The sequence below is a fragment of the Bacillus cereus group sp. MG1 genome (assembly GCF_040460035.1).
Lineage (GTDB): Bacteria > Bacillota > Bacilli > Bacillales > Bacillaceae_G > Bacillus_A > Bacillus_A cereus.
The window spans coordinates 103,206-120,286 of record NZ_JARVGY010000004.1; the positions used below are offsets into that span (position 1 = coordinate 103,206).

The following is a 17,081-nucleotide window of genomic DNA, read 5'->3' on the forward strand; positions in this document are numbered from 1 at the left end:
TTGTTACACTGAACTGAAGAAATTCTTCTATAAACTCCCTGACTTAAGACTTTTACGAGATGTATGAGGTGGGGGAATTATATAAAGACTGATGTATCCAGCAGTTATCTTAGAATACAATAAAATATGAAATTTTGCATAATAATGTTTCTACAGGTGAAAATATATTATTATTTTTGTATATTATATATAATAGTTTTATTTGTTATAAATCTTTATATTCTTGATAAAAAAGGATTGATAAAATATGTTAAATATAAATATCAAAATATTCAAAAACTATATAATAATTGAATGGCAATCAGCAGAGATTAATATTTTTTTAAAAGATATTATTAATATTACCACTAATGATATCCCACTTAAAAAACTTGATCATGTCGTTTATATTGGAAGTCCATCCTTTTCAAAGAAAAAGGTAATCATTAAAACGAAAAAATTATACTATGTTTTGTATACTAATAATACATCGGAAATACTAAATGCAATAAATATTTAACCTCATAAATATTTATTGCATTTAGTAAAATTACTTATAAGACTATCCTATTGGATGTCTGTAAAAATAAGTGAATTTTTGTAAAGTAATCAGTGAAGTCTCGCAGTTAAAAGTTTTTAGCTATCATTTTTTACATGTTTGAAAGGGAGAATTATTTCGGTAGATTTTATTTATAATAAAGAAGTCCGCCTTTTGACCGCAAGGACTATAATCAATTAGAAAACACTAGGAATCCTTCAATTCAAACAATTGGCTAGGAGGGGAAATGCTGAGTGATTTAAGATAGGTCTGATATAAATTGAACTACTCACCACTTAACGTCCTTACGGACTGTTTGAAGTGGGAGATTCCTGCGAACACCGATGTATCCACCAGTTATCTAAGCAGGCTCTGCCCGTAGTCCCCACGGTGAAAACAGAAGTATCTTGTACGTTGACTCATCACGCTACCTACTTTATCTTGGTTTTCGCAACTTCGGCAAACGTGGGATGGTAGAACGTTGAAGTTTTTACGATTGCAACGTTTTTCTGCAACCAACCTTATATTTTCAGTTTTCAAAGAGCGCGATCTGTACAAGTATATAATAGCAAACATGTTGGCTTACGCCAACCGATATTCATCTCCCACCTATTTGTTGATGCTGTCGCACCTTCATTCACACAAATTGAGGAAAGACTCTTCTGTAGTAAAACGATAAATAACATCAAGAAACTTGACATTATTTATTTATACTTGATTTTATATTAATTTGGTGTAAGATTATACCAAGTGGTTAAATTTTCTATAAATGGAAGGTGGATTACAATGTTGACTGAATTACAAAAAGGTTTCTTCTCACGGTTACAAATGTCGCCAATAGAAGAGGTGAAGTTTAAAGATTTACATGAAATTCTTCTCCAAATGGCATATGTAATACCTTATGAAAATTTAGACGTTATGGAAAAAAATATCCGAAAAATTACTAGAGAGAATGTTCAAGAAAAAATACTACTAGCACATCGTGGAGGACTATGTTACGAGCTTAATACTCTATTATATTATTTTTTACATGATTGTGGATTTGATGTTTATCGAGTATCTGGTACGGTCTACGATTTAGGTAGTAATAAGTGGAAACCTGACGACGGACATGTGATTATTATTTTAAATTATAATAATCAGAAATACATTGTAGACGGGGGGCTTGCCTCACATCTACCATTACATCCTGTCCCATTTAGTGGTGAAGTAATTTCATCTCAAACAGGAAAATATCGTATTCGCAAACAAAATACTAAAAAAGGAAGTTATCTACTAGAAATGAAAAAAGGAGAAAATGGGGAGAGTGCTCAATTCTTAGATTCTGAACCTACTAATACATGGCGTACTGGTTTTGCATTTACATTAGATGCGATAGATGGAAACAAAGTAAATGTTATACAAAATATTATTGTAGAGCATCCTGACTCACCTTTTAACAAAGGATACATTATCTGCAAATTAATTGAAGATGGGCATATTTCACTTACTAAACAAAGTTTTACAGAAACCAGAAAAGGCCATAAAAATAAACGAACCATAAATGAAGAAGAGTATCAAAGGATACTTAAAGAAACATTTGATATTTCTCTGAACAAATACTCAAATAAAATTTTAGAAAGAGGCTAGCTTAAACTAGCTTAAACTAGCTTATATAAATTTAATTGAGATCGTTAGTAGACATTATTTGTAATATGTTTTAAGAGCGGAAAAGCATAAAATAAATCTCATCATTATAAAAAGATAGCTATAAAAGAGGAAAAACTAAAAAATATGTATCTGATCAGACTAGTATCATATATAGTATATTAGTCTGATCAGATTTTAAAAATAATTAGAAGAGAAATAATATTATAGTCTTTTATATGGGAAAAGTGCTATTTGATTTATGGGGAGACTTTCATCCAATGTGCATTTCTTCCTTTCGAAACAAGTATAACTTCGCCAGATAATTGTAAGGTATTTAATGTTTTACTAATTGTACTTTTAGCTATATCAGGGTATATGCAACTGATAGTTTCTTGAGTGAACGGCTGTTTTTGATTGTATACAAAATTTTGAATACGTTCAACTTTACTTTGATTACATATAGAATCTTGTATTCTGTTATGTAAGTCTTTATATGCCTCTAGAATAATAGTTAAGAAATTTTTCAACCAAAAACTAATATTATGTTCATTACAATACCAATTAACCGAAGATTTACATACAGCATTGTAGTATTCAGATTGTTTTTCATTGATATATTTATCTAAACAAACGTATTTTACAAATGTATGTCCATTTTTTAATAATAATAAATGCATTAATATCTGAGTAAGTCTACCATTTCCATGGCTAAAAGGGACTATGCAATAAAAACTCAATATAAAACGAGCAATTAGTAAAAGAGAATGTAACTCTTTATTTTTGTATAATGAATTGTATTGAGAGCACAAATCCTCTACAGTTTGTGGAATCAGTTCATGAGGGAGCGGATGATAATTATTTATGTGTATTCCGCTATCTTTAAATTCTGGTATAGAAAGTGGCTTTTGACGCCACATTCCACTATCTGAGGTATAAAAATTCATTACTTGAAAATGTAATTCTTGTATGGCTTCTGGATTAATAGGTAAAGTGCAGGATTTTTGATGTACAACAGCTAGAGTCTGATAGTAACAAAAGATCGCATCTTCTGCAACAGATTCAGGTACTTTGTTATTAAGAATGAGTTCTTTTATTCTTTTACTTGAAATTTTTTTATCTGTATAAATAGTAGTATAATTTTTCATATAGTGTAGAGGTATAATTTTTTCGAAATTATTAAATATATCTGGTCTCTGTTCTTGATAAGAAGCTAACTTTCCTTTATACTCACTAATTTCGCTTATTAAGTTTATTAATTTCCTTTTAAGTTCAACATTTATGTACTTGTCTTCGAAGAAATTTCGCACGCTGTGCCTCCTATTATTCCCCGACAACATAACATAAAATCATCCATCCTATTACAATCTGATGCTTTAGTTCTCTATTTATTAAGGAATTAAATTGATATTTTAGCTATTAATTTAATTCTGATTACAAAAGATTGTTCTCTCAAAATAATAAAAATTCATATCAAGAATTTTATAGTTATAATGTTAGCACGGAATTAATGAAAATGAAAGCCTTTCCATACGAATGTATAAAGTAATTTTAATATAGTAAATCCAAATAGGTAGTTGATATGAAAAATATAAGCTTTAGGAGATTTATATGCCATTATCGTTCCAGTAAGCAAGTATTTCTACTAATGAAATTAGAAATGCGGACGGAGAGAAAATGTAAACCTCTACTTCTATGCAATATAGGAATGTAAAATATGATAATAAAAAAGAAATAATTGTAGCATGCTAACCTCAAAAAACACCAAATATACACATATAAAATTTAGAAGGATGCATTCTGGTGATACAGGTTGGGTTAATCCGTATCATACCTGAACGAACGTTCTGCAGAAAAATTACCATAGCACAAAGCGACAGTAAAAACTACCGAATACGCACAAAAATATTATAAATATGAAAAATTTGTTAAATGTAGGGATTAAAACAAGCCTTATTACCATTTAAATGGTAATATCGACATGTAGGAATAAAAAATTTAAAAAGGGGGATAATTAATTATGATTAAAGTAAAACAAAAGCTGGTTACCTTGGCAACTACATTAGTATTAGGGTGTGGATTTACATTTGGTATAACACCTGCTTCTGCCGCATCGAACGAAAATACTACAGATCTTATTTCCACCTCGTCTTTTGAGAAACTACAGCAAATACATTTCACAGGCTATGTTGTTTCTGTTGATAGTAATTATATGACGATTGTGGATACACCAACCATGGAAAAAGCTCAAATGTATCAGGAAAATTGGTGGAATTTAGTTAACGAAAATAAAATATTGCTCGTTCCAGTTTTAGATAATAATTCTTATACTATAGGAGATAAATTAGATGTTTATTTTGAAGCAATGACTATGTCACTTCCTCCTATTGCGATGTCACCTATCGTTGAAAAAGTAGCAGAATAACCTAGGATACTAAAAAATAAGAGTTTGTACAAACTCTTATTTTTTATGAATGATATCCAACGGTTTAAAAATATTTCTGTTACAAGGAGCTTCTATTCGTATAATATTTCTATTTTGCAGATTAATTTCAGTTACAATCATGTAATGTAATTTGAAAACCGATTAACACCTTTGGCATGAATCAATTGTTAATATTGCATTACAATAATGTTAATATATAAATTTCGTTTGTATAAGAAGAGAAGAAAATGCTTCAATAATATAAGAAACAAAACCGGAGCGTAATTGATATATATTTTTTCGACAAACGAAAGGGGGATTTTCATGTTAACTGAATTACAAAAGAATTTTCCCTCAAAATTAAAGATCTCACCGAAAGAAAATATTCAATTTGATACCCTACGAGAATATAGGCGTTATGGAAGGATAGTCTCAAAAATTTCTCGAGAAAATCTTGTGTGAAAATTACTTTTAAATAATCGTGACGGACTATACTATGATTTAAATTCATTATTATATTATTTTTTAAATGATTGTCACTTTGAAGTTTATTGAATAGCCAATACTCTATATGATTCCAAAATAAAAAATGGAAAGCTGGTGAGGGCACGTAATAATTATTTTAGAGCATAAAAATACTAACTACATACTAGATGCTGGATTCGCTTCACACTTTCCTTTACATCCAATTTTCTTTAATGGTGATACTATTTACGTCTCCAACTGGAGAGTATCGTGTCCGTAACAAAATACAGCTAAAGGAACTTATGTATAAGAAATGATAAAGGAAAAAATGGAGAAACCTCATATTACCTTGGTTCTGAACCTAGTCATAATTAGTCTATTGGATATACTTTTTCTTTGGAGAAAATAAATGAAGATAAATTAAATAATAGACAAAACATGATTATAATGCATCCCCACTCCCCTTTAAATAGGGGATATATAATTTGTAAATTCATTAAAAACAATCATATTTCGCTTACAAAATAAAAATTCACACACACTCAATATGAAGAGAAACTAAAAAAGAAATTAATACGGAACAATACCATCGAATTTTCAAATAATTAGAAGTGTATTTTAGAAGTATAATAAAAATATTCCGAAAGTGTTTTTAGTGTATTAGAGAGTTGTGTTTTAGTTATTTATAAGGAGACTATTTTCACCTTCGATTTTTGCGAAATACTTACACATAGTATCAAGAAGAGGTTCTAACAAAATTGTTAGAACCTCTTTATCTATTCTCAACAAAAGATGATTTAAATTTTTTATTTAAACAGATTGATGTAGATCCGTATGTGAAATCCGATTTTTTGTTTCATTAAAAATGATAAATTCTTTATAGTTGGGGTGCCATACAATTAGGTAAGTTTCATTTTCATATTGTATGGCATCAAATTGACATGACGCTTTTCCTACTATATCGGATTGTCCAATTAGTATCAATCTTTTTTCTAAAATCCCATTAAACTGCTTAAAAAATCATTACACTCCTTCAGATAAGTATAAGTATATATTTATAAAAAGATATACTGTTTCCTCTTTTATAGCTGAATAAGAATTTTAAAAACAAATGAAAAAAATAATCCATATACAAAATAAGAGTAATTCTTTGGGTTGGTATATTAGTTAATTATTTAACGAGAGGTGTGTCTAAGCGAAACATTAAAAATAGTATTTGTAAACATAATTTTTCATACATGAATGAAAAGTGGTATATCCTTTTATTTATAGATATAGTCTAAACTATAGTTGTGCATGAGCTTGAGGAGGAAAAAGATAGGAATAATCATGGTATCATAAAAATTTATAGTATAGCAGATACAGATTAAATTCTTTATACATGCATGAGAGTATACATTTGGTATTAATAATATAGCAGAAGGGAGAATAGCGAATGTTAGAGCATGAAGCTGTATTAGTAAAAACATTTTTAGCTACATTTGGTGGTTTTTGCGGATACTTTTTCGGTGGATGGGATGTATTATTAAAGATTTTAGTGACTATGGTCTCCGTTGACTACATTACTGGAATGATTGCTGCAGGTTATAATGGGAAACTAAAAAGCAAAATTGGCTTTAAAGGTATTGCTAAAAAGGTAGTGTTATTTATTCTAGTAGGCGTTGCAACACAGTTAGACATGGTATTTGGGAGTAATAGCGCCATTCGAGAGGCAACAATCTTTTTTTTCGTGGGAAATGAACTAGTGTCTATCTCAGAAAATGCTGGACGCATGGGTATCCCGCTTCCACAGCCATTAATCAATGCCATAGAAACTTTAGGTGAAAAAAACAAACAAAGTACAAAAAAAGGAAAATAATAAAAGAAGTTAGTGAATCTAAATATATGTAGTACACAAAATTTTTTGGAAATTCTGTAACAGCAGAAAATATAATTTCATATATAATTAGAAGTAACAACAAAGCATCCTTCTACTTTTTAATATCCATTTAGCTCACCATCGTAAGGGTTAAAAATTGCAACCTTTTGATACTCCAAGGGAATATTCATAATTTGATATTCAATAGAAGTAATCTCCTTATTGTGCATTTTATAGGTGATTTGCTCCTTGTGTTTTTAAGCTTTCTTAAAAGAACAACAACGACATACTTTAAAAAGATATACATAAAATATTATAAAGGATGATGCGTTTGAGACAATTTAAAGAGATGTTAGACCAAGGAGCGATTCCCATTGGACTAACCGATCAATTCAGGAAACCATTACGTCAATTTGATGAGATACAATATAAAAATGAGGTCTATCTTATTATTTGGCATCCCATTTATAGAGAATTTGTAGGCTCTCATGAATCAGGAGATTGGATTCCTTATACTGAGTTACATCAATCTATCTGGATTAAAAATTTAAAAGAACATTTTGCGAATAGAAACTAAAGAGGGCTCCAACAGATTTGTTAGAACCCTTTTCAGATACTTCTTAGGGATTTCGTCAAAGAACGAAATTAAATATATCATACCATATATAAATAAAACATACATATAAAAAAAGACATCAAAAATAATAAGTCGTTTGTTTTCGAAATGAGTGTCTTTTTTGAAAGATAAATGCGGGCTGTAACATATTCTTTACAGCTCGCATTAAAACAGTTTATGATTCATCGTACAGATTAGATTTCTGTTTATAAGTGTTCCAAAGACATCGAAGGCTGCAAATCTGAATACGGTATAGAAAAATCAGGACAACAGCTTTTCTTATCAGTCATTAATTCGTATATTTTGATATTTATTATATATCGGAAAAATGTAATCTAAATACAGATTGCGGTTTTATTTATGTTATTATTTTTGAAATATTGCACATAGTGAAGAATTGATTGGCTACTATGACCTAGTAGTCAATAATATGGAAATTTACGTTTTTTCTACGGCGCAAGAAAGATTTTATAATCATATCTTACTTTAATATCTTAAGAAAACTAATATTATTTAAATAGGACTTGTGAACAATATTTACATATATATGAGGAATAGAAGGCTGAGTAACCCTTTTCTCAATATATAACGATGGCTATAAACGGGCTAAATTGGATCGAGTGGCTGATATACTTGAAATTAAAATCCTTACAAAAAGTTATAATAATTCTGATTACTCATTAGCAGTATTGTGAAAAACTAGGATTTATTATCGGATAATATTGGGCTTTGAAAAGCAAATAATAATAATGCATTTGTCGTATAAAGGTATCAAGCTATCTTTATACTAATAAAGATGGAGAACTTTCACAATTTATTGGAAATAATCTAAAACTAAGTATATTATTCAATATACTGTAAAGGGAACCCCGCTATTTATTGGAAAAATAATAATTAAACCTTGTTTATGGATACAAAAAAACTTTATTGATTTTCAGACTATAACAAAAAATCAATTCAGGCGCATATTCTTCGGAAATTTATTTACTTTTTAAAAATCAAAGTGAATACGAAGCTTTGAAAAATAAATTTATTATTTGAGAAATAAAATCACTTGAACTCTTGTCGCAAATGCTAAAGCCTGAGAATTGGATACTATCAGAAAACATGCAAATGAAAGGTGAAGGACTCATAGAGATTTTGGGAAATAGTTATTTTAAACAATTCATTAAATTGGAAGATGATTCAACCTATTTTCTAAGACTATCTTTCAAGGGAACAGGTAGGGTACCCATGATTGATGAATCTAGTTATTTAGTTTTCGCAAATGTTAAGGATGAAAATTTTACTAGAGTTATTAAAAAATTTGTCTTCAAAGGGTGAGTGTTTTATTGGTATTTATGGTACCTATGTAGAAAATGCAAGTATTATTTTTCTAATGTATTTATTGTTAAAGAGTAGAAAAGATATAATATTTAATTATACAAAAATTAATAGAATACCTTTTGAAAGTAATATTATTCCAAAAGGAAAAAGTTTTTTTATTTGTACACGCTGATAAAAGAAAGATTTCTTATAATATTGCATTCAGTTATCATCGAGATAAACTTGAATCATTACTTTTAGAAAAGTTAGCTCCCCGGTCCTTATTCTCCATGTAATTAAGGTCTTGAACTATCCCCACTTTCACTTCGTTTAGAAGTGAGGGATTCCTAAGTAAAGAGTTCTATCGAACTCTAATTGATTAGGCTAACCCCGCAGTCCTTGCGGTTAGAAGCCTTATTGCTTCATTCTTTAGATTGATACTCGCGTTAATATCCCTATCATGGTTTGTACGACAAGAAGGACAGTCCCATTCACGTAGGTTTAGATTTTTAACGTCTTTATTTTGATATCCACAACAAGAACGTAATTGGCTGGAAGCAAATGTTTTCGATACGACAATGACTTGTTTGCCATACCATTTTGCTTTGTATTCTAACATGAATCGAAATTGCGACCAAGATACCTCAATAATTGCTTTTGCTAACTTATGATTTTTTAACATATTCGATACTTGCAAATCCTCTATACCGATAACATCGTGGTTTTTGATGATTTCAGTTGAAATTTTGTCCAAGTAATCTTTTCTAGTATTTGATATGAATTCTAGCTATCTTTACTCTTTGTTTATTCCAGCGAGAAGATCCTTTCATTCTTCTAGAAAGAACACGCTGTGTTTTCGGAAGTTCTTGTACTTCTGTTTCAACTAATAGTGACACAAAATATCTACCAGAAGGGGTTCGTCTAACAGTCGCATTTACAATACGCCCCTCTACTTCGCGACTTTTAGCAAATCGAACAAGGCCTAGTTTCGGTAACTTTATTTTGTTCCCTACAACGGCAATGTTTTCATTTGTTTGTTTTGTGGTATAAGATTGTACGTTGTTCTTCTTAGATTTAAAACGCGGTGCGCTGTTTTGTTTTTTGAAAAGCGTGTATAAGCATCCGCAAGGTTGCGAACAGACGACTGAATCGCAATACTATCCACTTCTTTTAGCCAAACAAGCTCTTTCTTCATGGCAGGTAGTTTGGCAGAGAATGTACCATAGGTCAAGCCTTTTCCTGTCTCTTTGTATACTTGATCCCATAAGGATAGGAAATGATTGAATACAAAGCGAGAACACCCAATCGTTTTGTTGATTAGAATTGCTTGTGCCTGATTTGGATAGATACGAAACTTATAGGCTTTATTCATCATTATGTAATTCACCTCCATTTCGGTATATGACTATTATACACCGAACATACATTCGATAGATAGTGGAGTAACACTTTCTGTATATCTAACAATTAAGATGGCTTCCTGCCATCCCTTGTTCGAATTCATCTCCCACCTACTCACTGGGCTGTGGCCCTTCACGCTCCTTGAGGAAGGAGTCTTCTTGGCTAAAATAATAAATAGATCTGTTTTAATATAAGGGATTTGTGCCCTTCTCGTTATATTCTTTTATTAGCCCCAAAAACTAGTGCAACTAAATATTTTTATAATTACACTGATTAAATACTTTATTTTTGGGAGTAAGATTTATGCTGAAATGTAATAAAATTCGTTCCATTTTCTGTATTTTCTCATAAAATGTTTCATATGCTTTAAATTGTAGTAAAGAAAAACAGTACAAACTTAAAAGGACTTTAGTAATTTAATAAAAAAAGGGGATAGTTTATGGAAATAAATAATCAAAACCAATGTGTGCCTTACAATTGTTTAAGTAATCCTAAGGAGATAATATTAGGCGAGGAAAGGCTAGAAACAGGGAATACTGTAGCAGACATTTCATTAGGGCTTATTAATTTTCTATATTCTAATTTTGTACCAGGAGGAGGATTTATAGTAGGTTTACTAGAATTAATATGGGGATTTATAGGGCCTTCGCAATGGGATATTTTTTTAGCTCAAATTGAGCAATTGATTAGTCAAAGAATAGAAGAATTTGCTAGGAATCAGGCAATTTCAAGATTGGAGGGGCTAAGCAATCTTTATAAGGTCTATGTTAGAGCGTTTAGCGACTGGGAGAAAGATCCTACTAATCCTGCTTTAAGGGAAGAAATGCGTATACAATTTAATGACATGAATAGTGCTCTCATAACGGCTATTCCACTTTTTAGAGTTCAAAATTATGAAGTTGCTCTTTTATCTGTATATGTTCAAGCCGCAAACTTACATTTATCTATTTTAAGGGATGTTTCAGTTTTCGGAGAAAGATGGGGATATGATACAGCGACTATCAATAATCGCTATAGTGATCTGACTAGCCTTATTCATGTTTATACTAACCATTGTGTGGATACGTATAATCAGGGATTAAGGCGTTTGGAAGGTCGTTTTCTTAGCGATTGGATTGTATATAATCGTTTCCGGAGACAATTGACAATTTCAGTATTAGATATTGTTGCGTTTTTTCCAAATTATGATATTAGAACATATCCAATTCAAACAGCTACTCAGCTAACGAGGGAAGTCTATCTGGATTTACCTTTTATTAATGAAAATCTTTCTCCTGCAGCAAGCTATCCAACCTTTTCAGCTGCTGAAAGTGCTATAATTAGAAGTCCTCATTTAGTAGACTTTTTAAATAGCTTTACCATTTATACAGATAGTCTGGCACGTTATGCATATTGGGGAGGGCACTTGGTAAATTCTTTCCGCACAGGAACCACTACTAATTTGATAAGATCCCCTTTATATGGAAGGGAAGGAAATACAGAGCGCCCCGTAACTATTACCGCATCACCTAGCGTACCAATATTTAGAACACTTTCATATATTACAGGCCTTGACAATTCAAATCCTGTAGCTGGAATCGAGGGAGTGGAATTCCAAAATACTATAAGTAGAAGTATCTATCGTAAAAGCGGTCCAATAGATTCTTTTAGTGAATTACCACCTCAAGATGCCAGCGTATCTCCTGCAATTGGGTATAGTCACCGTTTATGCCATGCAACATTTTTAGAACGGATTAGTGGACCAAGAATAGCAGGCACCGTATTTTCTTGGACACACCGTAGTGCCAGCCCTACTAATGAAGTAAGTCCATCTAGAATTACACAAATTCCATGGGTAAAGGCGCATACTCTTGCATCTGGTGCCTCCGTCATTAAAGGTCCTGGATTTACAGGTGGAGATATTCTGACTAGGAATAGTATGGGCGAGCTGGGGACCTTACGAGTAACCTTCACAGGAAGATTACCACAAAGTTATTATATACGTTTCCGTTATGCTTCGGTAGCAAATAGGAGTGGTACATTTAGATATTCACAGCCACCTTCGTATGGAATTTCATTTCCAAAAACTATGGACGCAGGTGAACCACTAACATCTCGTTCGTTCGCTCATACAACACTCTTCACTCCAATAACCTTTTCACGAGCTCAAGAAGAATTTGATCTATACATCCAATCGGGTGTTTATATAGATCGAATTGAATTTATACCGGTTACTGCAACATTTGAGGCAGAATATGATTTAGAAAGAGCGCAAAAGGTGGTGAATGCCCTGTTTACGTCTACAAACCAACTAGGGCTAAAAACAGATGTGACGGATTATCATATTGATCAGGTATCCAATCTAGTTGCGTGTTTATCGGATGAATTTTGTCTGGATGAAAAGAGAGAATTGTCCGAGAAAGTTAAACATGCAAAGCGACTCAGTGATGAGCGGAATTTACTTCAAGATCCAAACTTCAGAGGGATCAATAGGCAACCAGACCGTGGCTGGAGAGGAAGTACGGATATTACTATCCAAGGAGGAGATGACGTATTCAAAGAGAATTACGTTACGCTACCGGGTACCTTTGATGAGTGCTATCCAACGTATTTATATCAAAAAATAGATGAGTCGAAATTAAAAGCCTATACCCGTTATCAATTAAGAGGGTATATCGAAGATAGTCAAGACTTAGAAATCTATTTAATTCGTTACAATGCAAAACACGAAATAGTAAATGTACCAGGTACAGGAAGTTTATGGCCTCTTTCTGTAGAAAATCAAATTGGACCTTGTGGAGAACCGAATCGATGCGCGCCACACCTTGAATGGAATCCTGATTTACACTGTTCCTGCAGAGACGGGGAAAAATGTGCACATCATTCTCATCATTTCTCTTTGGACATTGATGTTGGATGTACAGATTTAAATGAGGACTTAGGTGTATGGGTGATATTCAAGATTAAGACGCAAGATGGCCACGCACGACTAGGGAATCTAGAGTTTCTCGAAGAGAAACCATTATTAGGAGAAGCACTAGCTCGTGTGAAAAGAGCGGAGAAAAAATGGAGAGACAAACGCGAAACATTACAATTGGAAACAACTATCGTTTATAAAGAGGCAAAAGAATCTGTAGATGCTTTATTTGTAAACTCTCAATATGATAGATTACAAGCGGATACGAACATCGCGATGATTCATGCGGCAGATAAACGCGTTCATAGAATTCGAGAAGCGTATCTGCCGGAGCTGTCTGTGATTCCGGGTGTCAATGCGGCTATTTTTGAAGAATTAGAAGAGCGTATTTTCACTGCATTTTCCCTATATGATGCGAGAAATATTATTAAAAATGGCGATTTCAATAATGGCTTATTATGCTGGAACGTGAAAGGGCATGTAGAGGTAGAAGAACAAAACAATCACCGTTCAGTCCTGGTTATCCCAGAATGGGAGGCAGAAGTGTCACAAGAGGTTCGTGTCTGTCCAGGTCGTGGCTATATCCTTCGTGTTACAGCGTACAAAGAGGGATATGGAGAAGGTTGCGTAACGATCCATGAGATCGAGAACAATACAGACGAACTGAAATTCAACAACTGTGTAGAAGAGGAAGTATATCCAAACAACACGGTAACGTGTATTAATTATACTGCGACTCAAGAAGAATATGAGGGTACGTACACTTCTCGTAATCGAGGATATGACGAAGCCTATGGTAATAACCCTTCCGTACCAGCTGATTATGCGTCAGTCTATGAAGAAAAATCGTATACAGATAGACGAAGAGAGAATCCTTGTGAATCTAACAGAGGATATGGAGATTACACACCACTACCAGCTGGTTATGTAACAAAGGAATTAGAGTACTTCCCAGAGACCGATAAGGTATGGATTGAGATTGGAGAAACAGAAGGAACATTCATCGTGGACAGCGTGGAATTACTCCTTATGGAGGAATAGGACCATCCGAGTATAGCAGTTTAATAAATATTAATTAAAATAGTAGTCTAACTTCCGTTCCAATTAAATAAGTAAATTACAGTTGTAAAAAAAAACGGACATTACTCTTCAAAGAGCGATGTCCGTTTTTTATATGGTGTGTGCTAATGATAAGTGCGCACGAAATTTTATTGTCAAAATAGTATTTACTTGAGAAAAAGATCATGTTATGTAGAGATATTCCCTTATAATACTTGTTCCACATTCATAATTTTTGGATGATACATTACAACAAAAACAGTCGCAAATTTATATTTTCTGCATAAAATATATAGTTAAGAACCTAAGAAGAGAATCAAGTAGTAGGATAAAACTGAATAAGGAAGTGTAGCTACAATGAATAAAAAAATAAGAAATGAAGATGAGCATTCATCGATAGAATTATCATATAGTAATTCAAAAAATCAAAAGCATAAGGTACCATTTTGTTGTACCATTTCAATTCCTAAAGGATGGGAAGTTATATCAGAATGCCAGCCCAAAATCGTCTATCAACTTGATTGTCTGTCTATTATAAAAGAAACGTGTCGCAAAGTGGTTGAGGTAAAAGATTGTGGTCAAACGGAAATCGATGTTAATGTGTTAAAAATAAAAGGATGTATCTCTTTTCTGATTAATATAGAGGTGAGGCCAAAGGATGAACGATGTGTTTGCTTCACAGATTCCCAAAATCAAGACATAGCATTGTGTTGTAAAGATACCGTATGTGTAGATCATGTACTTCAATGTAGTGTGGGGCATTTACCACCTCTTCATTTAAATTGTCACAATGTAACAGTCTGTGATGTAAAAGTGGTACCGGTCTGCGATGCGGCCTGTCAATTCGTGAAAGTGACAGGGGGTTTTCAATTTCATCCTCACTTTTAAATATCGAGGTTCCGACTCCCTTGTATATTGATGATTTTCTCATAAAAAGTGACTATAAATATAATGTTAAAGTTTGTATATTTAATATATTTGCAGTGGGAATGGAAAAGGGGGGCTTTATCATCCTTTATAGCTTGTGGAAAGAGGCGAATTTAATGGGAAATTGGTTTTTATTTGAAGTCCTCGATATATGAAACCCTTCATGTGAATTTTTAAAACCGTAACCACATTTAAGAAAAAGAAAAATGTTTAAACTTTCATCACTATAACATTAATATTTAAATGAAGTGGGATATATTATGCGAAACTTCAGATAGAGATAGAAAATGAATAACTAAAAAAATTCTTACAAGATATCATTATTTTAATTTGATTATTGTTTCTATTCTGCTTATTTTATGTTAAATTTAATATGTACATGTAAAATGGTTTGAAATTTAGTATGATTACATGCAGGAAAAGAGTACGTTCGAAAAAGAACGTACTCTTTTATATTTACCTTGATTATCTTAAAAATATAATCATCATTTTTATTAGGTATAAATTTGATATGAAACACATACATTCTTAAAAGTACTTGTTTTTTAATAGAGCAATATAGTTTGAACTATTTATTTACGGTATATAAAGCTGCACGCCTACACTATACAGGATGTATGAAAAAAGTTTTAAAATCCACAGATATAGCAAAGTGCTCATTTGCCATATCTGTGGATTTTAAAACATAGGTTATGTTACAAAAACATTATAAGAGATTAACCGTCAAAGATGTGAACCAGATATAAGCCAGCTAGTTTTTTTACGAATGTAGTATACCCAAACAATTTATAAGACATATGTATACAAACCTTAAATTCAAAGATTTATTCTCAGGAACTCTAAAGTATGGATGAAAGAGAAATAAGCCCTGGTTATTTAAACGGTGAAGGAAGTTCAATATGATAAAGGAAAATATCAGATTAGAGGCTCTACACAACTAAAAAATTTGGTGAAAAAATATAAAGAATTTAGTGGAATTACAGATACTTGTGGGAAAAATGGTGGAATGAAAGGTGTATCAAATTGGTTAAAAGAGAAATATCCAGTTATATGGTTTACGAAATTTGCGGGTGTACATCGTTGAAGTATTCATACCAAAGGTATGAAAAATATACGGCTAGAACTCGAAAAATGATTAAAAAAGTAAGATCTATTCACGTAAAGCACAAAGAATTTGGTTATCCACATATGAAAATCCCTTTACAGGAAGAGGGATATTTTATAAATCACAAGAAAGTATATCGCTTAAAGATGGGGCTAAACATCCAATCTATTATTCGAAAGAAGCGTTGCTTCTTTAAAGGGAACTATTCCAAATTTTTTCTGAATGTTTTAAATCGTGAGTTTAAAGATCGCCAACAAAATGAGGCACTTGTTACAGATATTACTTACCTACAATTCCAAGAGGAATTTCGGTATCTTTCTGTTGTACAAGGTGTTTATAATAACGCAGTTGTTTCTTGGAAAATATCTACGCGTAATGATAATGAACTTGTATTAGATACGATTGAAATATTGGCACAAAAAAGAGACGTGCGTGGAACCATTCTCCATTCAGATCAAGGATTCCAGTACACATCTCATGCCTACAACAAACGACTTTCCGATTTAAGTATCATTGGTAACTACTCCCGCAAAGGAAACTGCCATAATAACGTTTGTATCGAGTCATTTTTCTCCCATTTCAAATCGGAGATGTTGTATTTGAATCATTTTAAAACAGAAGAAAATTTAATACAAGCCAATGAAAAATATATTTACTTTTATAACTATAGACGGTTCAAAAAACGACTCAACCATCAAGCTTCAATAGAATCTCAAATCTCGATGACTGCTTAGTCTTTTTAATACTGTCTACTTGACAGGGGTAGGAACATAATCGGTCAATTTTAAATATGGGGCATATATTGATATTTTATAAAATTTGTTACGTTTTTTGTATTTTTTCATAAGATGTGTCATATGTATTAAATCGTGGTAATGAAA

The 17,081-nt window shown here is 32.0% G+C and carries 11 protein-coding genes and 1 pseudogene; 9 read left to right on the forward strand and 3 right to left on the reverse strand.

Annotated features, from left to right (window positions below):
* Positions 1–247: 247 nt before the first annotated feature.
* Together QCI79_RS35100 and QCI79_RS32195 are read left to right on the forward strand one after the other, a co-directional pair.
* On the forward strand, positions 248–499 hold the full coding sequence (locus tag QCI79_RS35100; RefSeq protein ID WP_021728279.1) for a SunI/YnzG family protein: 252 nt from the start codon (positions 248–250) through the stop codon (positions 497–499).
* 804 nt (positions 500–1,303) lie between these two features.
* Positions 1,304–2,146 (forward strand): arylamine N-acetyltransferase family protein, encoded by an 843-nt coding sequence (locus QCI79_RS32195; RefSeq protein WP_021728278.1) that lies wholly within the window; start codon positions 1,304–1,306, stop codon positions 2,144–2,146.
* A 257-nt stretch (positions 2,147–2,403) separates the two neighbouring features.
* Here the strand turns inward: QCI79_RS32195 and QCI79_RS32200 are convergent, their stop codons facing one another.
* On the reverse strand, positions 2,404–3,453 hold the full coding sequence (locus QCI79_RS32200; RefSeq protein ID WP_042991628.1) for a Fic family protein: 1,050 nt from the start codon (positions 3,451–3,453) through the stop codon (positions 2,404–2,406).
* A gap of 710 nt (positions 3,454–4,163) precedes the next feature.
* Between QCI79_RS32200 and QCI79_RS32205 the strand changes: the two genes are divergently transcribed.
* A complete protein-coding gene (locus tag QCI79_RS32205) occupies positions 4,164–4,568 on the forward strand; it encodes a DUF3221 domain-containing protein (RefSeq protein ID WP_021728800.1) in 405 nt (134 codons plus the stop codon).
* 1,275 nt (positions 4,569–5,843) lie between these two features.
* Here the strand turns inward: QCI79_RS32205 and QCI79_RS32210 are convergent.
* Entirely contained in the window at positions 5,844–6,032 is a 189-nt protein-coding gene (locus QCI79_RS32210; RefSeq protein ID WP_071699961.1) for a hypothetical protein, read from the reverse strand.
* 436 nt (positions 6,033–6,468) lie between these two features.
* Here QCI79_RS32210 and QCI79_RS32215 point away from each other — a divergent pair, with 436 nt between their 5' ends.
* Both QCI79_RS32215 and QCI79_RS32220 read left to right on the forward strand, forming a co-directional pair.
* Entirely contained in the window at positions 6,469–6,891 is a 423-nt protein-coding gene (locus QCI79_RS32215; protein WP_000889412.1) for a phage holin family protein, read from the forward strand.
* 325 nt (positions 6,892–7,216) lie between these two features.
* On the forward strand, positions 7,217–7,468 hold the full coding sequence (locus QCI79_RS32220; protein ID WP_031303311.1) for a hypothetical protein: 252 nt from the start codon (positions 7,217–7,219) through the stop codon (positions 7,466–7,468).
* Positions 7,469–9,191: 1,723 nt separating this feature from the next.
* Here the strand turns inward: QCI79_RS32220 and QCI79_RS32225 are convergent.
* Positions 9,192–10,187, reverse strand: a pseudogene (locus QCI79_RS32225) (RNA-guided endonuclease TnpB family protein).
* Positions 10,188–10,652: 465 nt separating this feature from the next.
* Here QCI79_RS32225 and cry1Da point away from each other — a divergent pair.
* The 4 genes from cry1Da to QCI79_RS32245 all read left to right on the forward strand — a co-directional run bounded on the left by cry1Da (position 10,653) and on the right by QCI79_RS32245 (position 16,934).
* The gene (cry1Da, locus tag QCI79_RS32230) at positions 10,653–14,150 is read left to right on the forward strand and encodes a pesticidal crystal protein Cry1Da (RefSeq protein ID WP_042991627.1); all 3,498 of its coding nucleotides are present in this window, start codon (positions 10,653–10,655) and stop codon (positions 14,148–14,150) included.
* Positions 14,151–14,525: 375 nt separating this feature from the next.
* On the forward strand, positions 14,526–15,056 hold the full coding sequence (locus QCI79_RS32235; protein WP_021728245.1) for a hypothetical protein: 531 nt from the start codon (positions 14,526–14,528) through the stop codon (positions 15,054–15,056).
* A gap of 922 nt (positions 15,057–15,978) precedes the next feature.
* The gene (locus QCI79_RS32240) at positions 15,979–16,179 is read left to right on the forward strand and encodes a hypothetical protein (protein WP_021728246.1); all 201 of its coding nucleotides are present in this window, start codon (positions 15,979–15,981) and stop codon (positions 16,177–16,179) included.
* Positions 16,146–16,934: an IS3 family transposase gene (locus tag QCI79_RS32245; RefSeq protein ID WP_076612201.1), complete on the forward strand. Its 789-nt coding sequence runs from the start codon at positions 16,146–16,148 to the stop codon at positions 16,932–16,934. The genes QCI79_RS32240 and QCI79_RS32245 overlap by 34 nt, the downstream gene beginning before the upstream one ends.
* Positions 16,935–17,081: the final 147 nt, after the last annotated feature.

What these genes read in the sequence shown, in the direction of transcription:
- QCI79_RS35100 (WP_021728279.1), top strand. Translation starts at nt 248, where the DNA reads ATGTTAAATATAAATATCAAAATATTCAAAAACTATATAATAATTGAA.
- QCI79_RS32195 (WP_021728278.1), top strand. Translation starts at nt 1,304, where the DNA reads ATGTTGACTGAATTACAAAAAGGTTTCTTCTCACGGTTACAAATGTCG.
- QCI79_RS32205 (WP_021728800.1), top strand. Translation starts at nt 4,164, where the DNA reads ATGATTAAAGTAAAACAAAAGCTGGTTACCTTGGCAACTACATTAGTA.
- QCI79_RS32215 (WP_000889412.1), top strand. Translation starts at nt 6,469, where the DNA reads ATGTTAGAGCATGAAGCTGTATTAGTAAAAACATTTTTAGCTACATTT.
- QCI79_RS32220 (WP_031303311.1), top strand. Translation starts at nt 7,217, where the DNA reads ATGCGTTTGAGACAATTTAAAGAGATGTTAGACCAAGGAGCGATTCCC.
- cry1Da (WP_042991627.1), top strand. Translation starts at nt 10,653, where the DNA reads ATGGAAATAAATAATCAAAACCAATGTGTGCCTTACAATTGTTTAAGT.
- QCI79_RS32235 (WP_021728245.1), top strand. Translation starts at nt 14,526, where the DNA reads ATGAATAAAAAAATAAGAAATGAAGATGAGCATTCATCGATAGAATTA.
- QCI79_RS32245 (WP_076612201.1), top strand. Translation starts at nt 16,146, where the DNA reads ATGGTTTACGAAATTTGCGGGTGTACATCGTTGAAGTATTCATACCAA.